General features: G+C 73.7%; 15 protein-coding genes. 4 read left to right on the top strand and 11 right to left on the bottom strand.

Annotation, left to right across the window (positions count from 1 at the left end; genetic code table 11):
* The 7 genes from IF27_RS27290 to IF27_RS27260 all read right to left on the bottom strand — a co-directional run.
* Positions 1–924 (bottom strand): WXG100 family type VII secretion target (locus tag IF27_RS27290; RefSeq protein ID WP_223291235.1); only part of this gene is annotated, 924 nt, incomplete at its 3' end.
* A gap of 143 nt (positions 925–1,067) precedes the next feature.
* Positions 1,068–2,288, bottom strand: coding sequence for a PP2C family protein-serine/threonine phosphatase (locus tag IF27_RS27285; RefSeq protein WP_052852513.1), 1,221 nt, complete (start codon positions 2,286–2,288; stop codon positions 1,068–1,070).
* Positions 2,289–2,473: 185 nt separating this feature from the next.
* Positions 2,474–3,451 carry a ribose-phosphate diphosphokinase gene (locus tag IF27_RS27280; protein ID WP_052852512.1) on the bottom strand — a complete coding sequence of 326 codons (978 nt, stop codon included), beginning with the start codon at positions 3,449–3,451 and terminating at the stop codon, positions 2,474–2,476.
* Positions 3,452–3,517: 66 nt separating this feature from the next.
* Positions 3,518–4,981, bottom strand: coding sequence for a bifunctional UDP-N-acetylglucosamine diphosphorylase/glucosamine-1-phosphate N-acetyltransferase GlmU (glmU, locus tag IF27_RS27275; protein ID WP_052852511.1), 1,464 nt, complete (start codon positions 4,979–4,981; stop codon positions 3,518–3,520).
* A 109-nt stretch (positions 4,982–5,090) separates the two neighbouring features.
* Positions 5,091–5,981: a hypothetical protein gene (locus IF27_RS27270; protein ID WP_052852510.1), complete on the bottom strand. Its 891-nt coding sequence runs from the start codon at positions 5,979–5,981 to the stop codon at positions 5,091–5,093.
* 16 nt (positions 5,982–5,997) lie between these two features.
* Positions 5,998–8,406 carry an SUKH-4 family immunity protein gene (locus IF27_RS27265; RefSeq protein WP_110946287.1) on the bottom strand — a complete coding sequence of 803 codons (2,409 nt, stop codon included), beginning with the start codon at positions 8,404–8,406 and terminating at the stop codon, positions 5,998–6,000.
* Positions 8,403–9,377: an HNH endonuclease gene (locus tag IF27_RS27260; RefSeq protein WP_052852508.1), complete on the bottom strand. Its 975-nt coding sequence runs from the start codon at positions 9,375–9,377 to the stop codon at positions 8,403–8,405. The genes IF27_RS27265 and IF27_RS27260 overlap by 4 nt, the downstream gene beginning before the upstream one ends.
* Positions 9,378–9,458: 81 nt before the next feature.
* Here IF27_RS27260 and IF27_RS31295 point away from each other — a divergent pair, with 81 nt between their 5' ends.
* Together IF27_RS31295 and IF27_RS27250 are read left to right on the top strand one after the other, a co-directional pair.
* Positions 9,459–10,415, top strand: a complete 957-nt coding sequence (locus IF27_RS31295; RefSeq protein WP_190233117.1) for an SUKH-3 domain-containing protein — start codon at positions 9,459–9,461, stop codon at positions 10,413–10,415.
* 113 nt (positions 10,416–10,528) lie between these two features.
* On the top strand, positions 10,529–12,505 hold the full coding sequence (locus tag IF27_RS27250) for a polysaccharide pyruvyl transferase family protein (RefSeq protein WP_052852507.1): 1,977 nt from the start codon (positions 10,529–10,531) through the stop codon (positions 12,503–12,505).
* On the opposite strand, the gene IF27_RS27245 is transcribed toward IF27_RS27250, so the two are convergent.
* From IF27_RS27245 to IF27_RS27230, 4 genes are all read right to left on the bottom strand, one after another.
* Positions 12,502–13,479 carry a nucleoside triphosphate pyrophosphohydrolase gene (locus tag IF27_RS27245; protein ID WP_052852506.1) on the bottom strand — a complete coding sequence of 326 codons (978 nt, stop codon included), beginning with the start codon at positions 13,477–13,479 and terminating at the stop codon, positions 12,502–12,504. The genes IF27_RS27250 and IF27_RS27245 overlap by 4 nt on opposite strands.
* A gap of 22 nt (positions 13,480–13,501) precedes the next feature.
* Positions 13,502–14,179, bottom strand: a complete 678-nt coding sequence (locus tag IF27_RS27240) for a SurA N-terminal domain-containing protein (protein ID WP_052852505.1) — start codon at positions 14,177–14,179, stop codon at positions 13,502–13,504.
* A gap of 101 nt (positions 14,180–14,280) precedes the next feature.
* On the bottom strand, positions 14,281–16,932 hold the full coding sequence (locus IF27_RS27235; protein WP_052852504.1) for a glycosyltransferase family 4 protein: 2,652 nt from the start codon (positions 16,930–16,932) through the stop codon (positions 14,281–14,283).
* Between the two features lie 70 nt (positions 16,933–17,002).
* Entirely contained in the window at positions 17,003–18,133 is a 1,131-nt protein-coding gene (locus IF27_RS27230; protein WP_052852503.1) for an acyltransferase family protein, read from the bottom strand.
* Positions 18,134–18,582: 449 nt separating this feature from the next.
* Here IF27_RS27230 and IF27_RS27225 point away from each other — a divergent pair, with 449 nt between their 5' ends.
* Both IF27_RS27225 and IF27_RS27220 read left to right on the top strand, forming a co-directional pair.
* Positions 18,583–19,371 carry an ABC transporter ATP-binding protein gene (locus IF27_RS27225; protein ID WP_052852502.1) on the top strand — a complete coding sequence of 263 codons (789 nt, stop codon included), beginning with the start codon at positions 18,583–18,585 and terminating at the stop codon, positions 19,369–19,371.
* Positions 19,368–21,794 carry an ABC transporter permease gene (locus IF27_RS27220; protein WP_052852501.1) on the top strand — a complete coding sequence of 809 codons (2,427 nt, stop codon included), beginning with the start codon at positions 19,368–19,370 and terminating at the stop codon, positions 21,792–21,794. Before IF27_RS27225 ends, IF27_RS27220 begins: the two co-directional genes overlap by 4 nt.
* Positions 21,795–21,892 lie beyond the last annotated feature (98 nt).

Here is a 21,892-nt window from a genome sequence, read left to right as displayed (position 1 = left end):
GAGGGTGGTGAGGCCTTTCATGCCGGGGATGCAGTCGAGGGCGGCGAAGGCGACGTCCCAGAGGGATGCTTCGCCGCGCGCGTATTTGATGAGGGTGTCCGCGAGAACGACCAGCGCTGCGGCGAGGACGATGAGTGCGAGGGGTCCGCCGATGATCATCACGACGACGCCGAGGACGGCGACGATCACCTTGCAGACGTCAACTATCGTGTCCCAGTTTTCGGTGACCCAGTGGACGGCCTTCTGCCACCATTTGCGGTTCTGGATCCCGGCGTCTGAGGCTTCGTCGATGTCGCGTGCGGCCTCGCGTGCGGCTTCTTCCCGCATCTCCCGGGCCTGCCGGGCGAGTTCACGCGCGGCGTCGAGGCTGTCCTGCGCGGTATCGACGCGGGACTGCGCCGCGTCGCGGGCTGCGTCGGCGGCCTGGCGGTCGCGGGTGGCGGCGCGGACCTCCGCCTCGTCCGGGGGCGGGGCGTTGTCGCGTTCGCCTTCGCGCTGGAGTCGGTCCGACTCGTCACCGGCCCGTGAGACCCAGCTCTGCGCGTCGCCCAACGAGCCCTGCGCGGAGGTGAGATCGGCCTGCGCGGCTATCGCACGGTCGAGGGCGCGATCGGCCTGGCCCTGCGCGGTCTGGAGCTTGGGCCAGTACGTGTGCAACGCCTGCGCGCACAGGTCATAGGAATCCCGCAGTTTGGTGAGGTTGCCGGGCACGCCGTCGAACTCGTCGCGGAACGCCTCGGCCGACAGACCCGCCCAGTCCTGCACCGCACGGTCCGACGCCAACCCCCGCACCCGCCCCAGCGCTTCCCCCACGTCGTCCGAGAACGTCCGCAAGGCGTCGGCGAGTTCACGGACCTCCTCCGGATCACCCGGCGTCGGGTCCGACTCCATCCCTACCGGCGACCAGTCAGTAGGACGTGCCACGGCTGAACCCCCATGCCCCGTAGGCGTCGTGCGATGCAGTCACCGTAGGGACCCCGTCCAGGGGGATCAATGACCGTTCTGTCACAGGACATCCACGGCTGACGTCCCCAGGGGGTGTCGCCCCGTCGGGGCACGGCGACGCGTCAGGGGGCCGGGACGTCCTCGGGGCCGCCGCGCCATTCGGCGAGCAGGACGGTGGCGTCGTCGGCCAACGTGCCTCGGTGGTGGTCGAGGACCGCGCGCATCAGGCGGCGCAGGGTCTCGTGGAGGGTGTGCTGTCCCGAGTGGTGGCGCAGGACGGCGTCGGCGAAGCGGTCCGTGCCGAACTCGTCGCCGTTCGCATCACGTGCCTCGACGATGCCGTCGGTGTACAGCAGGAGGCCGTCGCCCGGCTCCAGTTGCTCGCGGCACACCTGCACCGGCAGGCCGAGCATGGCACCCATCGGACCGGCCGGGGGACAGGACAGCGGGAGGGTCCACCGGCCGCCGCGGATGAGGAGCGGCGGGTGGTGGCCGCGGTTGACCCAGCTCAGCTCACCTGTGGTCATGTCCAGGTCGGCGAAGATCCCGGTGGCGTAGCGGCTGGTGCCGAACTGACCGACGAGGATGTCCTCGACGGCCTGGCTGATGTGCGACAGCGGCGTGCCGTGGCGGCGGGCGTTGCGGGCGGCGGCCACCGCGAGGTTGGCGGTGAGCCCGGCGGTGGCGTCGTGCCCCATGGCGTCGAAGATCGACAGGTGCAGCATGCTCCCCGCCACCGCGTAGTCGAAGGCGTCGCCGCCCACCGAGTAGGCGGGTTCGAGCACGGCGCCCACCGTGACCTGGTGTCCTGTGTAGGCGGGCGGCGGCATCAGGTTCCACTGCAACTCCGCCGCCACGTTCATCGGCGCCGTGCGCGTCAGCCGGGCGTAGGAGTCGCTGAACGAGCGCTTGCTCAGCAGCAGCAGCGCCACCAGGGAGGCCAGGGCACGCATCGCGTCGCGGGTCGGCCCGTCGTCCGCGGCGCTGTCGGCCCGCATCACGCCGAGACGCTCGACCCCGTCGGTGACGGGCAGCCACCACCGGTTCGGCTCGTCGTCGCTGTTCCCGCCGGCCTCACGGAGCAGTTCGCCCCGCTGGAAGGCACGGCCCGGCAGCGTGCCCTCGACCGGCAGTTCCGTTCCGCCCTCCCCGGCGTTCGGTCCGCGGCCGGTCAACTGTCGCAGCACCACGTCCTGGAGGTCCGCCACGAACAGGACCACCTGGCGCAGGCCCGCCTCCGCGGCGTGCTCCGCCACGAGAGCGGGGAGCTGTTCCAGCGTGGCGGTCTGACTGGTCTGCATCAGGCCGCCGAGCATGCCGGCGACCTGGCCGGGATCCGTCATGGCGGTGCCTCCTCGCTCCTGGCGGGGAGGACAACCGCTCCTCGCCCAGAGTTCTGCCTACCCCGGATCGCGACGATGCCCCGGGCGGCTCGCCGCCCGGGGGTCTGCCGACAGCGCGGCCCCCTCCGTTCCGGGGCCGGGCGGAGGGGGTCGGGTGACCGCGGAGGCGGGGGGAGGGCCGGGGGTCAGGCGTCGCCCTCGAAGAGGCTGGTGACCGAGCCGTCCTCGAAGACCTCGCGGACCGCGCGCGCGATGGTGGGCGCCATGGACAGGACGGTGATCTTGTCGAGGTCCACCTCGCTCGGCGTCGGCAGCGAGTTGGTGAAGATGAACTCGCTGACCCGCGAGTTCTTCAGCCGGTCGGCCGCCGGGCCCGACAGGACGCCGTGCGTCGCCGCCACGATGACGTCCGCCGCGCCGTTGGCGAACAGCGCGTCCGCCGCCGCGCAGATCGTGCCGCCCGTGTCGATCATGTCGTCCACCAGCACGCACACGCGGTCCTTCACCACGCCGACGACCTCGTGCACCGTCACCTGGTTCGCGACGTCCGGGTCACGCCGCTTGTGGACGATGGCCAGCGGCGCGCCCAGCCGGTCGGCCCAGCGGTCCGCGACCCGTACGCGTCCGGCGTCGGGCGAGACGACGGTCAGCCGGTCGCGGTCCACGCGGCTGCCGATGTAGCCGGTCAGCGCGGGCAGCGCGAAGAGGTGGTCAACCGGCCCGTCGAAATACCCCTGCACCTGGTCGGCGTGCAGGTCCATGGTGATGATCCGGTCGGCCCCCGCCGTCTTCAGCAGGTCGGCCATCAGCCGGGCGGAGATCGGCTCACGGCCGCGGTGCTTCTTGTCCTGCCTGGCATAGCCGTAGAACGGGATGATCACGGAGATGCTGCGCGCGGACGCCCGCTTCAACGCGTCGATCATGATGAGCTGTTCCATGATCCATTTGTTGATCGGCGCGGTGTGGCTCTGCATCAGGAAACAGTCGGCGCCGCGCACCGACTCCTGGAAACGCACGTAGATCTCGCCGTTCGCGAAGTCCACCGCTTTGGTCGGGACCAGCCCCACACCCAATTCCGAGGCGACCTCCGCCGCGAGTTCGGGGTGGGCGCGGCCGGTGAAGAGCATGAGTTTCTTCTCGCCGGTGGTCTTGATCCCGGTCACGTTGTGTCTCCTTGTAGCCGCGTCGGCGCTCGTTCACCCTTATGGGGGCATGCTCTACCGTACCTGTCAGGCTTCGCCGGGCTTCCGCTCCATCGCAGCTAGAGCCGCCTCGGCCGCCCGCGCGGCGTCCGACTCGGGGCGCTTCCTCCCCACCCAGCCCTCCACGTTCCGCTGCTGGCCACGGGCTACACCGAGTGATCCCGGGGGGACGTCGCGGGTGATGACGGAGCCCGCGGCGGTATAGGACCCGTCCCCGATCGTGACCGGTGCCACAAACATATTGTCGGCGCCGATACTGCAGTACGAACCGACCGTCGAGCGGTGCTTCTCCTCGCCGTCGTAGTTCACGAACACACTGGCCGCGCCGATGTTCGTGTGGTCACCGATCGTGGCGTCACCGACATACGAGAGATGCGGCACCTTCGTGCCCTCACCCACGGTCGAGTTCTTCATTTCGACGAAGGTCCCCGCCTTCGACCCCTGCCCCAGCACCGTCCCCGGGCGCAGGTACGCGTACGGCCCGACGCTCGCCCCCGCGCCCACGTGCGCCCCGTCCGCGACGGTGTTGACGACCACGGCCCCCGGGCCCACCACCGTGTCCCGCAGCCGCGTCCCCGGACCGACCTCCGCGTCCGCCGCCACATGGGTGGCGCCCAGCAGCTGCGTCCCCGGGTGGACCACGGCGTCCGGCTCGTACGTCACCGTGACGTCCAGCCACGTCGTCGCCGGGTCCACGATCGTCACGCCCGCGAGCATCGCCTCCTCCAGCAGCCGGTCGTTCAGCAGCCGCCGCGCCCGCGCGAGCTGCACCCGGTCGTTGATCCCCCCCACCTCACGGTGGTCGGCCACCACGCACGCGCCCACCCGGTGCCCGTCCTCCCGCAGGATGGCCAGCACGTCCGGCAGGTACCGCTCCCCCTGGTCGTTGTCGCTGCCCACCCGCGCCAGCGCCCCGGCCAGCAGCCGCCCGTCGAAGGCGAAGATCCCCGAGTTCGCCTCCCGCAGGGCCCGCTGCTCCTCCGTCGCGTCCCGGTGCTCCACGACCGCCACGACCGAGCCGTCCGCGCCCCGGACGACGCGCCCGTAGCCCGTCGGGTCGGGCACCTCCATCGTGAGCATCGTCGCCGCGTTGCCCTCGGCCGCGTGCGTCTCGGCCAGCGAGCGCAGCGTCTCCGCCGTCTGCATCGGGACGTCGCCGCAGGTCACGATGACCGTGCCCGCCGGTTCGACCCCCTGCGCCGCGAGCCCGGCCAGCGCCACGTCCACCGCGTGCGCCGTGCCCAGCTGCTCCTCCTGCACGACAGGCCGCGCGTCCGCGTCGATGTCCGCCAGATGCGCCGTCACCCGGTCCCTGCCATGGCCCACGACCACGACCAGCTCGTCCGGGTCCAGGCCCCGCGCGGCCGTCACCACATGGCCCAGCAGGGACCGGCCGCAGATCTCGTGCAGCACCTTGGGCGTGGACGACTTCATGCGGGTCCCCGCGCCCGCGGAGAGAACGATGATGGCTGCCGGGCTGATGAAGCTCACGGAATCGCGTCCTTCGGTGATTCGGGAACGGGGGGATTCCCGCAGGATACCGGGGTACCTCCCCCCGCACCCGGTCAGACGTACGACCCCCGGGCGCGACGGCCGCCGTTCAGCTCTCGCGCTCCCAGGGCGCCGCCCGGCGCGGCTGGCGGCCCGTGAGCGCCGCCAGGGTGGCGCGGATATGCGTCAGATGGGCGCGCACCTCGTCGGCCCGTTCGCCCTGGTCACGGGCCAGCTCGTCCGACTCGCGCTCGATGGCGAGGCGCCGCTCGCGCGCCCGCGCCAGCATCTCGGCGCGCCGCGCGTCCGCCGACTCCTCCCGGTGCCGCGCGGTCGCCTCGGCCGACGCCAGCTCCTCCCGCGCCCGCGCCAGCAGCGCCTCGCCACGGGACGTCAGCTCGTCCACGCGCGCGTCGGTCTCCGCCTGCCGGGCGGCGAGCTGCTCGTCCAGCGCGCGGGACGTCGCCGTGTGCCGGGCGCGCTGCTCGGCGGCGATGGCGCGGCAGCGCCGCGTCACCTCGGCCAGCGCCTCGGCCGCCTGGTCGCGCAGCGAGGCCGCGTGCCGCCGCGCCTCGGTCATCAGCGCCCCGGCCTGCGCCGTGGCCCGGCCGACGACGCCGTCCGCCTCCGCGTCGGCCGCCGCGCGCCGCTCGGCCGACTCCGCCCGCGCCCGGTCGCGCAGGGCGCGGGCCTCGGCCGACGCCGTGCCGATCAGCCCGCGCGCCTCCTCGTCGGACGCCGCGCGCAGCGCCTCGGCCTCGGCCTCCACCTCGGCCAGCAGCAGCACCGCCCGCTCGCCCAGGGACTCGTAGGCGGGCGGCGGGAGGGACGCCGCGAGCGCGCCGAGCCGCGCGGCCTCCGCCGTCAGCGCGTCCACGCGGGCGCCGAGCGTGCCGAGCCTGCGCCATGCCTCGTCACGCTCACGGGCGAGCCCGGCCATGGCCTGATCGACCTGGTCCGGCCGGTAGCCACGTCCTCGTGCGCTCGGGAAAGCCGTCATGAGGCCATGATCCCCGTTACAGCAGCCCGTCCCACATCTGTTCCAGCAGAACCGCCCACCAGCTCTCCGGGTCGGCCAGCGCCTGCGGGTCGAGGGCGCCGAGCTGGGCCTGGAAATCGGTCGTCCAGCGCCCGGCCTGCTCGGTGTTCAGCCCGTAGCGCAGGCGCCACATGCGGCCCAGGAGCGCCATGCAGCGCGCGAACTGCGGCAGCGACGAGTTCACGAACTGCGGCGGCGACGGCTGCCCGCCCGGCGCCGCCTCCAGCGGTACCGCGACGATGTGCGCCGTCCCGTACTGCACGCACAGCTGCCGCCCGAAGTCGGAACCGATGACCAGGTACGAGCCCGCGTCGGGGCCCGGCTGCACGCCGCGCTCCGCCGCCAGCTCGCCCAGCGTCGGGATGGGCCGCCCCGCCTGGGCCTGGGCCCAGAAGAACGGGTTGATCTCGATCGGCACGCCCGACCACACCAGGCTCTGCGCCACGATCTCCGGCACGCCCTGCCGCGACACGGCCTGCGGCTGGTAGCGGAAGACACCCTGCGGCCCGAACGCCTGCACCAGCTCCTGCCCGATGGCTTCGAGCGGCACGGCGGGGGCGGCCTGCTGCTGCGGCAGCGGGGCCCGTACGGGCGCGGAGCGGGGCGGGCCGTCGGCGAACTGCTTCAGCTCGTCCTGGTGCTCCACGAGATGCCGCACGCCCGCCTGGCGCGACGCGAAGTCACGTCCGTACGCGGCCGTGTGGGTGACGCGCACCTGGGGCCACGTCTCGCGGATCATGCGCGCGCAGTAGGCGCCGGGCAGTTCGCAGGACTGTAGCTCGGTGTGCAGCTCGATGACCTGCTGCGGCGGCACGTTCATGGAACGCAGCTCGTACAGCAGCTGCCACTCCGGGTGCGGCATGCCGGGGGCCGAGCGGCGGATGAGCTGCTGCTCGGAGCCGTCGGGGGCGCGGTAGCGGAGCACCGCCATGTAACCGGAGCCCACGGTGGGCTGGCCCGCGTGCGGGTAGCCGTAGCCCGCGCCGGGGCCGGGGCCGGGGGGCGGCGGTGGGGTGCCGACGCCGTGCGGCGGGGGCGTCGTGGCGCCCTGGAACTGCGGGGGCTGCGGGGCCGGTGGGGGACTTGTCGTGCCCCACCCGCTCGGTGGGGGAGGCGTGCCCTGCACGGCGCCTGGCGGGGGCGGCGGGCCTGGCACGCGGCTCTCCGCCGTGGGGCGGCGGGCGAACGCCGTCTCGGCCAGCGGGTTGCCGGGCGGCCGGGGCGCGAGGTCGTCGGCGCCCGGCGCGGCGGGGCGGCCGGTGGCCGCCTTCAGCTCGGCGATCATCTCGGGCGAGACGGCCTGCGTGGGGACGTACGCGTTGGCCGCCGCGTCGGGCGCCTTCGCGGCCGGGCCGGGCGGCGCGCCCACGGGCGTACCCGGCGGGCCGGGGATCGGGCCGGGGCCCTTCTCCGCCGCGGGCGGCGGAGGCGTGCCCGGTGTGGCCGCGCTCGCGGGAGCGCCGTCGCCCGCGGGCTTCCCCGGGGTGCGGGGCGCGGTCGGGTGCACGGTGGTCGGCGGGAGCCCGCTGCCCTGCGGCATGACCGCCGTCCTGGACTCGGACGTCATCCCGGTGGGGCCCTGCGGGGGCTTCACGGCGCCCCCGCCGTCGGTCCCGTCGGAGCCGTCCTCCTCCGTCGTCACCGGCGCGGAGAACACCGTCGCGGGCGGCGCGACGGACTCCGCGTCGGTGCCGGACTCGGACGTGTCGGTCCCGGCCCACGGCGACGACGGCGGCGGCACGGACCGCGCGGGCGTGGCGTCCACGTCCGCCCACGGCGAGGGCGGCGGGGCGACGGAGGCCCCGGGGGGCGGCGGAGGCGGCGAGACGGCCGCCAGGGACGGCGTGGGAGGGGCCCAGGGGGCGCCCGCGGGCGGCGGCGCGGGCTGCTCGCCCTCGCCGGGCCGCGCGGGCGGCTGCTGGGCGGCGGGCGGCTGTTGCGCGGCGGGCGGAGGTGTGGGCGTGGCCGCCGCGGGCGTCCGGCCGACCGGCTCCGCCGGTACGCGCGGCTCGGCCGCCGCCGCGCCACCCGGCCGCGCGTTCAGCACCTCGGGCGGCACGAGCACGAACGACGTCGCCTCCGCCCCCGCCTGCGGGGCGGGCGCGGGAGCGGCCTGCCCGGCCGCGGCCGGGCCGTACTCCTCCTCGTACCGCCGGATCACCTCGGCGACCGGCAGCGCGGGCCACAGCGTCGTGTCGCCGCTGTCCCTGGCGATGACGAGCCGCCCGCCGCCGACCTGGCCGCCCGCGGCGTCCTCGGCCCACACGACGAACCCGAGGTCGAACTCCCGCACCTTCACCTCGTGCTGCGGACCGTCCTCGGGGGCGCCGTTCACCCACCGCTGCGCGCGCTCCTGCGCCTGTGCGAACGTGACCACCGCGCTCATCCCTCCACCGGGACGGCCTGCGCGAACCCGCCGTCCACCATCAGCTCGGCCACGGAGGCGAGTTCCGGCGGATTGCCCGCCAGCCGCAGCAGGAATTCGTCGAAGTCGCCGCCGCAGGGCAGCAGCAGGTCGGCGACGCGCTGCTCGACCGTCAGCCCGTCCCGGTCACGCGCGTCGTCGTACGGGCAGACCCAGACGGACCCCGCGTCGTCGCCGCGCACCTTCACCGCGATGATGCCGCCCTGCACGAACGCCACACCCAGGTAGTCCTTCGTGAGGTGATCGCGCAGGCACTTGTTGACGTAGACGACGTCGTTGACCGCCGCCTCCTCGCGCAAGGTGAAGAACGGCTGGTCGATCAGGAGCCCCAGCTCCGCGTCCAGCGCCACACCCCGGGGCGCGCAGCCCCCGCCCGCCTTGAGGAACGAGCGGTACGCGGCGGGCAGCCGGTAGCCGAGCTTCTGCTCGGCGGCCCGCACCCGGTCCTCGGGCACGGCCACCCCGTGCGGCACGGCGAAGTGCACGGGCCGCGTCTCGGCGAGCGGCCTCGTGCCCCGTTTGTGCTGGTCAACGGCGGTGGTGGCCAGCCCGCCGTGGTGGCGCAGGAGCGCCTTGACCTCGACGGGGATCAGTTCGAGACGCCGCGAGCCCGCCACGTGGTGCCACGTCCAGCCGTGCGGGGTGGCGACCGGGGAGAGGTCGGCCCACAGCTCGTGCCGGGTGGCGTGCAGCGCCGCGTTGGCCGACACGTAGTCGGTCAGCCGCAGTTCGTCCACGCCGAAGCCGTCCGGGGGCTCCGCGATCTCCGCCGCCGCCCTGGCGTACGGCGAGAAATCCGGATAGCCCTGCGCGTCCACCCGTATTCCGAGCGGGAAGCGAGCCGCCCGTACGGGGTCCGGGAATTGCACCACCTGACCGGCATAGGCCCTGTTCGGTGGCGCGGCCTGCTGTCCGAGCCGACCTGTCGTCATGGCGTTACGCCCCCTGCTGCTTTCCGCACGCTGTTCCGGCACAGCGTAAGGGGTCGCGTGTTCAGTGGCACGATCGTGTGCGTGATAACGGATACCTACGGGCAGCCGCCGGTCCGGCCGGCGCCTCCTGAGCTTCTGCGCCGCCGGGACGGCATCCTCCCGACGACCGCCGCCGCGCTGTCCCTGCCGGAGCGCGGCGCCTTCACCGCGACGGCGATCCGCAGCGCCACGGTGCCCGCCCTCCACCCCGTCGTCGCGGGGATACTGGGCGACCTCGGCACCGCGCAGCGCGAACGCCACTTCGGCCGCTGCCCCGAGGTCGCCCTGCTGTCCCGCGTGCTCAGCGACGCGGGCGCCGCCGACCTCGACCAGGCACGTCACGCGCTGTCCGGCGCGGGCCTCACCACACGGCACATCCGGGAGGACGGCGACCCGCAGCACGGCACGTACGCGCCGCACTGCCGGACGTGCACGATGCTGAACGCCCGCCTCGGCGTCCACAGCGTCAGCGCCGCCTCCAGCCCCGGGCCCGACCGCGCGGGGCCCGCGGCGGGCGCGCCCTGGGCCGTGGGGACGGTCCACCAGGCGCTGGCCGAGGCGGGCTGGCGCCCCGGCCGTCAGCACGCGGCGCAGGCCGAGCAGTGGGCCGACGCGCTCAGCGGGCACCGCTCGCCCCACGGGCGGACGCACGCGCTGTTCCCCGCCGCGTTCGAGACGTGGGCCGAACTGGGCCCGCTCGCGCTGCACCCGGCGGGCCCCGGGGCGGCGTACGCGCCCAGCGGCGTCGTCATCGACCCGCTGCGCGGCCTGCACTGGACGAGGACGCTCGGGGAGCTGGGCCACGCGCTGGACACCCAGCTGTGCCCGCTGGGCGAGGAGAGCGGCGGCACGGCGCTGCTCGCCGTGGACAGGGAAGGACGGCTCTACGCGATCGATCACACGGGCGACTGGTTCCTCGGGCACGACGTGCTCGCCGGTCTCACCACCCTGCTCACCGGCTCGCCGCCGCACCGCCTCGCGCTCGCCGACAGTGCGTGACCCTGGCCGGGGACGCCCCCCGGCCATGGGAAGTTCACCCGTTGTGTCCCCGCACAACACCGTCACCTCTCCGGCGGTTTGGCAGAGTCGGTCAGCGCACGCCGAGGAGGATCATGGAACACCGGAAGCGCCGCATCGCGTTCGCGGCGAGGGTGGACGCGGAGCGGCTCCCCGGGCTGCCCGCGCTGCTGCGGAGTCTCGCGCTGGCCTCTCCGGCGCTCTGCGAGGACGTCGTCGTCCTCCATCCCGGCCTGAAAGACGGCGACTTCGCCACGGCCCGCCGCTTCCACCCCCGGCTCGTGCCCCGGCAGGAGAGCGAGGGGTACGGCGACTACGACACGGTCGTCACGCTGCCCGCGCGGACCCTCGTCCGCGACGACCTCGCGCCGCTGCTGCGCACCCGTCAGCCCGTCGTGCCGTACGAGCCCTTGGGGGACCACGGGCCCGACGACGGCTCAGCGGCCGACACCCCCGCGCACACCGAACCCACACCGGCACAGTTCTACGCCGAGTACTGCTCCCTGCCCGGCCGCAAGGCCCCCGACCTGCTGCTGCACTGCGCCCTGCCGCTGCTGCGCGCGGGCGGCCCGATCGTCACCCCGGCGGGCAAGCGCGTCGATCCGGCGGGTCTCGCACGCGTCGTCGGCTCCGCGCTGCACCAGCAGGGCCGCTACGAGGAGGCCGTCGAGGTGCTGGCCCCGGCGGCGGGCGACCCGCGCCGCGCCCGTAACCACGAGGCGCTGGGCAGCGCGCTGATGGCGCTGTCGCGCTACTCCGAGGCCGAGACGCACCTGCACGTCGCCGGTGCGCACCCCGTCGTCGCGCCGCGCGCCTTCGCCCAACTCGCCCGGCTCGCCTGGCTGCACGGCCGCGACCAGGACGCCCACCGCTACGCCCGCCAGGGCCTCGACGCCGACCCGACCGACCCCGGCTGCCGCGCCCTGCACGCCCGCACCCGCCCCGGCGCCACCCCGCCGCCGCCCGTGCCCGCCGCGGAACAGGTCGCGCACGTCGCCCTGTACGCGGAGGGGCAGGAGAACGCGGGCGACAAGATCCTGCCCGAGGCCGTACGCCGCTGCTTCGGCCCCACGACCGACGCCACGCGCTGGCACCCCGTCCCCGTGCACCGGCTGGTGGACGACCGCGTCCTCGCCGAACTCAACGCCAGGCGCGGCGTGATCGTCGGCGGCGGCGGCCTGTTCCTCCCCGACACCTGGCCGAACGGCAACAGCGGCTGGCAGTGGAACGTCCCCGACGAGCAACTGCGCCGCATCACCGCGCCGTTGGCCGTCTTCGGCGTCGGCTTCAACCTGTTCGACGGCCAGCACCTCGCCCCGGGACGCCTCGCGGGCAGCCTGCGCACGCTGGTCGAACGGGCCGCGTTCGTCGGCCTGCGCAACCGCGGGTCGGTGGAGCGCGTACGCGAGCTGCTCCCCGCCGAACTGCGCGACCGCGTACGCCACCAGCCGTGCCCCACGACCGTGCTGCGGCACCTCGTCCCCGGCTGGACCGACCCGTCCCCGGCCGACCGCGCCGACACCGTGCTGCTCAACTGCGCCTACGACCGCGCCGGTCTGCGCTTCGGCCACGACTACGGCCACTTCCTCGACCAGATGGCCCGCGCCATCCGCGGCCTGCGCGGTCACGCCGAGGTCCGCTACGCGGCCCACACCCCGGCCGACGAGGCGTTCGTCCACGACCTGCGCCGCGAGCACGGCCTGACGCTGCCGGTGACCCGCCTCCACGACCTGCCGAACGAGGGGCTGCTCGACGTCTACCGCCGCACCCGCCTCGTCATCGGCATGCGCGGGCACGCCACGATGCTGCCCTTCGGCTGCGGCACCCCGGCCCTCAGCCTGATCTCCCACCCGAAACTGGCGTACTTCCTCGCCGACATCGACCGGCCTCAGTGGGGCGTGTCCATCCACGCGCCCGACCTCGGGGCCGACCTCACCGAGCGGGCCGTCGGCCTGCTCACCGACCACGAGGCGGCCGTCGCCGACATCCACGGACGCCAGCGCGAACTGCTGCGCGTCACCCGGGAGAACGCGGCGTCCCTCGCGGACCTCTTCGGCCTGCCGACGCCCTAACGCTCCGCGGCCCTGATCGCGTCGCGGTACGTCCGCGCCGCCGCCCGCAGGGCCGTCTCCGGGTCCACGCCCGCCGCGCCCGCCTCGGCGGCCAGCGCCAGCAGCCGGTAGCCGAAGGCGCCCTCCGCCCCTGGCGCCGCCTGCGGCAGCGGCACGGCGATGCCTTCCGCGCGCCCCGACAGCTGCGCCGCGAGCGCCAGCGCGGGCTGCCCGAGCGGCACCCCGTCCGTCACCGAGGCGCGGCCCTTCTCGGCCGCCTTCGTCCGCAGCCACAGCGCCTTGACGTCCGCGGCCGTCTCCGCCGTCTCGTCGCCGAACACGTGCGGATGCCGCCGTACCAGCTTGTCCACGATCCCGGCCGCCACGTCGTCGATGCCGAACGGCTCGTCCGGGTCGTCCTGCGCGATCCGCGCGTGGAAGACGACCTGGAGCAGCACGTCCCCCAGCTCCTCGCGCACCCCGGCGCGGTCGCCGGTCTCGACGGCCTCGACCAGCTCGTACATCTCCTCGACGCCGTACTTCGCCAGCTCCGTGCTCGTCCGCTCCGACGCCCAGGGGCAGACGGCGCGGATGCGGTCCATCACCTCGACCAGGTCGAGCAGCCGCGCCCCCGGCAGGTCGTACGAGCCGGGCAGCAGCTCCAGGTCGGGCAGCCCGCCCGCGCGGCCCGAGCCCGCCAGGGCGGCCAGGCCGTCCGTCAGCGCCCGCTCGCCCTCCGCGCCCGCCAGCACCACGACCGTACGGCCGCCCGCGCACGCGGCGACGACCTCGGCGGCGCCGGGCACCCCGTGCTCCACGGCCACTCCGGCGTCCGCCAGGTAGGGCAGCTGCGGATGCGCGGCGTCACGGCACAGCACCAGATCGGCGTCCCGCAGCGTCCGCCAGGCCGCCCAGGACAACAGACCGGGCGCGACCCGGTGCGTCGTGGTCAGCAGAACGATCCGGCCCTGTCCCGTCCGGTCTGTCTCGGTCACCCGTCGAGGGTAGCCGGGCGCGTCACGCCGGAGGCGCCTGGACCTCCGCCGGAATCTCGCCGGGGGCGCCCTCCGGGGTCTCCGCGCGCAGCCACGGCTGGTCGGCCTCGGTGAGGGTCAGCTGCTCCGCGTCCCAGCGGCCGTAGCGCGGGTTCACCTCGACGCCGACGTCCTCCGCCGTGGTGCGCAGCAGGTCGCTCACCGCCTGCTGGCCCTCCAGGGTGTTCGTCGCGCCGATGCGCTGCGCGACGCCCTGGAGCAGCAGGTTGCTGCGGAAGACGAGGTCGATCTGCTCGTCACCTGCCAGCGGCGGCCCCGACTGCGGCATCAGCGCCACCTGTGCCAGCTCCTCGGCGCCGCCCACGTTCTCCTCGGCGAGGGCACGGGCCTCCTGCACGTCGTGGCGGCTGACCTCCACGCCCTCCGCCTCGGCCGCGGCCTCCAGCACCTCCAGGTAGACCAGGAAGTCCACCGTCTGCCGCGGCAGGGAGCCGCTTGAGGCGATCAGCTCGTCCGCGTTCGGCTGCTCCCGCTGCGCGTCCCGTACGGTCTCCACGCTCGCCTGCACGCTGGCCAGCGAGATGCTCTCGTCGCCGATCACGGCCGCCGCCCCCGGATGGCCGCCCGTGGAGCAGCCGCTCAGGAGCGCAACGGCCGCTGCGGCTGCGGTGACGGACAGGAGGGACGCGCGACGCTTCACCTTGCACTCCCGTGTGCGGAAACCTGTGTACGTGGGTCGAGTCGGTCGATCTTATGCAGCACGGGCGGCGATGGCCAGGGAGCGTCGCGCGGCAGGCCGCGTCATTCGGCGCCCCCGAGCCGGGACGCGCGGTTCCGTACCTTCACGCGCAACGCCTCTCGGCGCGCGAAGCGTTGCAGCGAGCGACCCTCCGCGCCCAGCATCTCGGCGACCCGCGCGATCTCCATCCAGACGCGCGACCGCCGCCCGCCGACGCAGGCCGCGCCGCCCAGCATGGCCAGCGCGTCCTGCGTACGGCCCGCCCGCGCGTGCAGCTCGGCCATGCCGACCAGGACGTCCGTGGACTGGGTGGAGCGGCGCAGGATCTCCTTGCCGATGCGGAACGCGTTGTCGTCCCGCCCGGCCCGCAGGTGGTCGCGGAACTCGTCGGTGCGGAACGCCACGTTCTGCCCGATCGCCACCGAGAACCGGTGCCGCGCCGCCTCCTCGTCGTGCGCCGTCGTGGCGCCGGGCGCGGGCAGCGACAGGGCCGCCGACATGCGGGCGCTGAACGCCGGGATGTCGAACAGCTCCTCGACCTCCCGGTAGCGCTCCTCGTCCACGTCCTCGCCCAGCACGGCCGCCAGCGCGTCGAGCGCCGCCTCCGGCGTGTACTCGGTGTACGCGCGGTAGCCGCTGACGCCCTCCAGGACCTCGCGCGACCCGACGCGGTGGAACGTCGCGATCCGCAGCCGGTGCTGCACCGCCTCCACGACGGACAGCGGCATCGGGTCGTCCACGCTGGAGAGGAAGAACACGTCGGACGCGGCCAGTTCCTCCCGGACGCGGTCCCGCGAGAGGGCGCCCATCCACTCGACGCGGTCGGACAGCAGCGTGCGGCGCGCGATCCTCGGCGTCTTCCAGCCGACCCAGCTGAAGCGCCACGGCAGCCCGCGCGCGTGCGCCAGTTCGGCGACGCGTGAGAACAGATCGACGCCCTTGCGGTCCTGCACCGTGCCGACCATCACCATCCGGGGGCGCTCGGACACCGTCCGCGACGCCTGCGTGCGGTGGATGTCGCGCGGCACCGTGTTGTAGATGACGATCGGGTCGGTCACGCCGAGCTGCCTGAACATGTCGGCCTGCGCCTTCGACACGCACAGCACCGTCATCCGCGGCAGCAGCTTCAGCATCTCCACGTGGCGCTCGGCGGACCGTTCCGCCTCGTAGTTGAAGACGTACTCCGTCTCGTGCGCGTACAGCATCACCGTGCGGCCCGCGTCGAGCAGGCCCTCGACCAGGCCGTTGGCGATCGGCGAACGCCAGAACGGCGCCAGGCTGTTGATCAGCACGATCTCGGCGTCGGCGAGCGCGTCCGCCGCGTGCTCCGGCTGCGGGAACGCGGCCAGGTCGAAGTAGTGCACGTCCACCGGCGACTGCGCGATGAGCGCCTGCGTGTAGGTGAGGACCGGCACGGCCACGCCCGTCACGTACGAGAAGCTGACGCCGACGACGGCCAGCGTCGAGGGGCGGTTGGCGCGGCGCTCGACCTCGCGCAGCGCCCGCTCCGCCAGCGACAGCCCGGCGGGCGCCCGCGTGTCGGGCGCGGGCGCGCCGCCGCCCTCGTCCGCGGGGCGCGGCGGCACGGCCTCCTCGACCACCGTCATGATCTGCTCGGCCACGTCGTCGCGGAACGAGAGGAAGTGCTCGATCGGCGAACCGTGCTGGTTGGCGAGGAACTTGCGCGAGCGCCGCAGCCGCGACGCGACGGCCGCCAGTTCCTCCGTCGTGCCCGCGTTGCGCAGCAGCGGGTGGTGGACGGTGGGGAAGACGATGTTCAGCGACTGCGGGTTGTACAGCACGAGCGGCACGCCCGCGCGCAGCGTCTGGAGGTAGGTCGTCGAGAAGAACGTGACCGCCAGGTCGTAGGAGGCCAGCGCGTCCGCCTCCAGCAGGCTGTCCGCGTCCAGCACGGTCACGCCCTCCAGCTTGCCGTCCGCCATCCACGTCAGGTGCGCTGCCTGCGTCGAGGGGTGCGGCTTCACGTCCACGCTGCCGTGCTCGCCGAGCGCCGCGACCATCCGCGTCAGCTCCTCGCGGTGCGCGGGGCGGGGCATCTTGCCCTGGTCGCCGAGGGGTTGGTCGAGCACGATGATCCGCAGCGGCGCGTCGGGCTCGCGCGTCGTGCGGTGCACGCCGGTGCGGGCGGCGGTCAGCAGCGCGGGGTCGTCGCTGTGGCCGAGCGCCCCGGTGATGTGGACGGGCGGGCCTGGCTCGGCCGTGCGGAAGCCGATGTGCTGGGCCGTCGCCGGGCCCCATACGCAGACGGCGGCGGGGCGTGAGGCGCCGTAGTACCAGTTCTGGTCGCGGCGGCCCGAGGTGAGCTGCTTGTAGTGGAAGTCGAGGTGCCCGTCCTGGACGAGGACGACCGGCAGCTGCTCCGTCAGCGCCTCGGTCACCTTCCGGCCGCGCCGCGACTGGTCGTTGAAGAGGACGACGCGGTCGATGCCGCGTTCCCGCGCGTAGGCGACCGTGCGGACCTTGACGGCCTGCGCGAACTCGTCGTCGCCCATCGACTCGCCGACGTCGAAGAGGTTGCGCACCGCGACGCCCCCGAGACGCTGCGCCGCCTCCTCCAGGATCCAGCGGGCCACCTCTCCGTTCACATCGGCGGTGAACACCGAGAACGTGTGCCCGGCGGACCGCGGCGCGGCCATGAGGCGCCGCGTGAGGTCCACGCCGTTACGGTTCTCGACAAAGACAGCGATGTGCATCTTCTTCCCAGTTCTCCTGGTCCGGTGGTGGTGCCGGGTCGTACGGGTGCCGCGGTGGTGCGGTGCGGGGTCAGCCGGAGCGTGCGGCGGGCGGCGCGGCCGGTTCGCGGGCGTGCGGCGCCGCGTCGCCGGTGCGGCTGCCTGGCGGCGCGTCCCGCCCGTCCGGTTCCTCCGGGGGGCGCAGGAGCCAGCGGCCCCGTGGCTGGACGAACGGCCGGGTGAGCGCCTGCACCGGGCGTGAGCCGAGCACGACGGTCGCCGCGAGCGCCGCCGCGAGGACGGCCGCCGCCTCCGCGCCGGTGTCGATGCGCGCGAAGAAGTCCACGTGGTAGAGCTGCCGCAGGACGAGCGGGTGCAGGACGTAGATGAACATCCCCGCCGTGCCGAGCGACGTCATCAGCGGGACGTGGCGGCGTGGCACGAGCCGCAGCAGCGCGAGGGCCGCGACCGCGCCCCACAGCAGGACGGCGGCCCGCACCGGCACGCCCCACACCAGCGCGAAGCTCTCCTCGCTGTAGGGGCGCTTCATCGCCAGCCACACGGGTTCGAGCCGGTCGTTCACCAGCCAGGCGCCGCCCGCGAGCGCCGCGCTGACCACGGCGGCGGCCCCACGGGGCACGGCGGCGACGGCCGTCGCGAGGCGGCCGTCCCGGTCGCGGAGGAGATGGCCGAGGAAGAAGAACGGGAAGAACGTGATCGTCTGCGACGCGGAAAAGGCGAAACCGATGTCCTCGGCGAATCCGACGAGCAGTGCCGCCGCCACGGAAAGGAGCAGCGGATGGCGCAGGACGACCACATAGGGGAGTGCCGCTTTCCAGAAGATCAGCGACAGCAGGAACCACAGGGTCGCGACCGGTTCCGCGACGAAGAAATTCCATTCGCCGCCGAGCAGCCAGATCTGGAGCGAGGTCAGCAGCGAAATGGCCAGATAGGGCAGCCCGATTCCGGTGAGAAGGCGTCCCGCCGTCCGTCCGGTGAGCGGCAGCGCCGTGCTGAAACGGCCGGAGATCAGGGCGAACGCGGGCACTCCCAGCTGCCATGTCGCGTTGTACAGCCAGTGCATGGCGGCGAAGTCGTCGCGCAGCGGGGTGATGGCGTGCCCGACGAGAACGACCGTGGCCGATATGTACCGTACGTTCTCCCACAGTGGATCTCGGGGCGTACCGGTCGGGCCGGCGGTCTTGTGTCGCTGCCTCAGCACCTTGTGCCTTCCACCGTGCTCAACTCCATACGACCGGGTTGGGCCTTGCCGATGAGCACAGCCGATGAGCGTGGGTCATGAACGGGGATCGTCGCTTATTCCGGACCGCTCAATAGTGCGCAGAAAGAGTGGCCCCGGCGCAGCGCCAGAGTGAACTGGCGGTGAATTTATGACGGGTGCGTGACGTGGTCGCCGGACGGGCGCCGAAGTGCCGCCACGGGGACGGTGGGGACGGCGGGCGGCGGCGTGACCCGGGCCGCGCGGCGGCCGGGGCGCGGTCTCAGGGATCGCCCCCAGGGGACTCCCTGGGACATCCCCGAGGGGGTCAGGGGGTCCGTTCATCCCGGGGGGCGACGAGGGCGGGTGCCCGGGGTTCTTAGCCTGTTGTGGCACCGACAAAAACGAACGATCGCTCGCCAGGGCGGTCAACCGAAAGAAGGAGACAGACCGTGGCTACGGCTGTGGTGGACCCGGCGACCGGGGGAGACGGGCGGCACGCGGCCGAGGCGGCGCGGGCGGACGACGTCGTGAAGGCGTACGGATCGGGTGAGACCCGTGTGACGGCGCTCGATCATGTGAGTGTGTCCGTGGAGCGGGGGCGGTTCACGGCGATCATGGGGCCGTCCGGCTCTGGCAAGTCCACGTTGATGCACTGCCTGGCCGGGTTGGACACCGTCTCCTCCGGCCGTATCTGGCTGGGCGACACGGAGATCACCGGCCTGAAGGACAAGCACCTGACCCGGCTGCGGAGGGACCGGATCGGGTTCATCTTCCAGGCGTTCAACCTTCTTCCGACCCTGAACGCGGCGGAGAACATCACCCTCCCCATGGACATAGCCGGGCGTAAACCCGACAAGGAATGGCTCGCCCGGGTGATCGAGACGGTCGGCCTCGCCGACCGCCTCAAGCACCGCCCCGCACAACTCTCCGGCGGCCAGCAGCAACGCGTCGCCGTCGCCCGTGCCCTCGCCGCGCGGCCCGACATCATCTTCGGCGACGAGCCCACCGGCAACCTCGACTCCCGCGCCGGGGCCGAGGTCCTCGCCTTCCTGCGCCGCTCCGTGGACGACCTGGGCCAGACCATCGTCATGGTCACCCACGACCCCGCAGCCGCCGCCCACGCCGACCGCATCGTCTTCCTCGCCGACGGCCGCATCGTGGACGAGATGCACCACCCCACCGCCGACCGCGTCCTCGACCGCATGCGCCACTTCGACGCCAAGGGACGCACCTCATGACCGTCCTCAAGACCTCCCTACGCAACTTCTTCGCCCACAAAGGCCGCATGGCCCTGTCCGGTATGGCGGTCGTCCTCTCCGTCGCCTTCGTCTGCGGCACCCTCGTCTTCACCGCGACGATGAACACGACGTTCGACAAGCTGTTCGCCGACACCGCCTCGAACGTCATGGTCGCCCCGCCCGCGGAGGAGGGCGAGGGCGGCATGTTCGACGACGAGGGGCCCGCCAACGGCGTCCCCGACACGGTGCCCGCCTCGGCCGCCGACGAGATCGCCGGGATCGACGGCGTGGACCGTGTCACCGGTGTCGTGGTCTCCACCAGCGCGGTCGCGGTGGACCAGGACAACGAGAACATCGGCCCGACCACCGGCGCGCCGACCATCGTCTCCACCTGGTCCGACATCGAGCTGCGGTCCATGGAGATCGCCGACGGCAGCCCGCCCCAGGGCCCGGGCGACATCATGATCGACGGCGACACCGCCGACAACAAGAACCTGCGCGTCGGCGACCCCCTCCGGCTGGTCACGGTCGGCGGCGACCAGGACTTCACCATCAGCGGCATCGCCGACTTCACGGTCACCAACCCCGGCGCCTCGCTGCTCTACCTCGACCTCGACACCGCGCGCGACCTGCTGCTCGGCGGCCAGGACGCGTACACCCAGCTGTACGTGGACTCGACGGGCGAGGTCACCGACGCGCAGCTCAAGGCCGCGGTCGCGGACATGGTCGCCCAACGCACCCGCGAGATCGGCCTCCTGCGCGCCCTCGGCTCCAGCCGACGCCAGATCAACCGCTCCGTCCTCACCGAAGCACTCCTCCTCGGCGTCATCGGCTCGGTCGTCGGCTTCGGCGCGGGCGTCGGCATCGCGATCGGGCTCATGGCCCTCCTGAGCGCGGTCGGCCTCGAACTGAGCACCGACGACCTGACGATCGACCCGAGCGTCCCGATCATCGGCGTCGTGCTCGGCGTCGTCGTCACGCTGCTCGCCGCCTACATCCCGGCCAGGCGCGCGGCCAAGATCAGCCCGATGGCCGCGCTGCGGGACGCCGGGATGCCGGGCGACGTCCGCGCGGGCCGCGTCCGGGCGACGATCGGCGGCCTCCTGAGCGTCGGCGGCCTCGCCGCGCTCGCCGCCGCGTCGGCGCAGGACGAGGCGTCGGCGGGCGGTGGGCTGCTGGGCCTCGGCGTGCTGCTGAGCCTCGTCGGCCTCATCCTCGTCGGGCCCGCCCTGGTCGGCCTCGTCGTGCGGTTCATCGCGACGATCCTGCTGCGGATCTTCGGGCCGGTCGGCCGTCTCGCCGAACGCAACGCGCTGCGCAACCCGCGCCGCACGGGCGCCACCGCGTCCGCCCTGATGATCGGCCTCGCGCTGGTCGTGGGCCTGTCGGTCGTCAGCACCTCGATGGTCGCCTCGGCCTCGGACGAGATCGACCGGTCGCTCGGCGCCGACTTCGTCGTGCAGCCCACGGTCATGGCGCCGGTCACCGAGGAGATCCAGCGGGCCGTCGAGGACGTGGACGGCCTCACCCGCGTCACGCCCTACCGCGACATCGACATCGAGGTGACGACGCCCGACGGCGGCGAGGAGGAGGTCACCGTCGGCGGCGTCCCCGGCACCTGGGCCGACGACGTCGCGCTCGACGTCGTCGAGGGCTCCATGGACGACGTGCTCGGTCCCGGCGGCGTCTCGGTGGACAGCGACTTCGCCACCGAGGAGGGCCTGGGCATCGGCGACACCCTGGACGTCACCTTCGCCGAGGGCGGCGCCCCCGCCGCCCTGACGATCCAGGCGATCGTCGCGCCGGACAGCGCGCTCCTGGGCGCCTGGTACATCTCGCTCGACACGGTCACCGAGTACGTCCCGGCGGACGCCCTGCCGCTGCCGTTCTTCTTCTTCGCCACCGCGGAGGACGGCCAGGAGGACGCCGCCGCGGCGGCCCTGGAGGCGGCGCTCGACCCGTACCCGCAGATGGAGGTCATGGACCAGGCCGAGTTCAAGGAGATGCTGGAGAGCCAGATCGGCGGCCTGCTCAACATGGTCTACGGGCTGCTGGGGCTCGCGATCATCGTCGCGGTCCTCGGCGTCGTGAACACCCTGGCCCTCTCGGTGGTCGAGCGGACCCGCGAGATCGGCCTCATGCGGGCCATCGGCCTCTCACGCCGCCAGCTGCGCCGCATGATCCGTCTCGAATCGGTCGCCATCGCCCTCTTCGGCGCGCTGCTCGGCCTCGGCCTCGGCATGGCCTGGGGCGTGACGGGCCAACAGCTGATGGCCCTGGAGGGCATGGAGGTCCTGGAGATCCCGTGGCTGACCGTCGTGGTGGTCTTCCTCGGCTCCGCCCTGGTCGGCCTGCTGGCCGCCCTCTTCCCGGCGATCCGGGCGGGCCGCATGAACGTCCTCAACGCGATCGCGACCGACTGACCGCCCCAACCGGCCGTACCGGCCACCCACCCCACCGCGAGCCGCCCCCACCCCGGGGGCGGCTCGCCCGTCCTCCCCGGCCGCACGCCCGCCCCGAC

Origin of the sequence: Streptomyces avicenniae (genome assembly GCF_000719135.1) — a bacterium.
Lineage (GTDB): Bacteria > Actinomycetota > Actinomycetes > Streptomycetales > Streptomycetaceae > Streptomyces > Streptomyces avicenniae.
This window is presented reverse-complemented; position numbering and strand designations above follow the sequence as displayed.

Coding starts and splice junctions, on each gene's coding strand:
- IF27_RS27265 (WP_110946287.1), bottom strand. CDS start 8,406: ATGAGCGCGGTGGTCACGTTCGCACAGGCGCAGGAGCGCGCGCAGCGG.
- IF27_RS27235 (WP_052852504.1), bottom strand. CDS start 16,932: ATGCACATCGCTGTCTTTGTCGAGAACCGTAACGGCGTGGACCTCACG.
- IF27_RS27260 (WP_052852508.1), bottom strand. CDS start 9,377: ATGACGACAGGTCGGCTCGGACAGCAGGCCGCGCCACCGAACAGGGCC.
- IF27_RS27270 (WP_052852510.1), bottom strand. CDS start 5,981: ATGACGGCTTTCCCGAGCGCACGAGGACGTGGCTACCGGCCGGACCAG.
- IF27_RS27250 (WP_052852507.1), top strand. CDS start 10,529: ATGGAACACCGGAAGCGCCGCATCGCGTTCGCGGCGAGGGTGGACGCG.
- IF27_RS27285 (WP_052852513.1), bottom strand. CDS start 2,288: ATGACGGATCCCGGCCAGGTCGCCGGCATGCTCGGCGGCCTGATGCAG.
- IF27_RS27220 (WP_052852501.1), top strand. CDS start 19,368: ATGACCGTCCTCAAGACCTCCCTACGCAACTTCTTCGCCCACAAAGGC.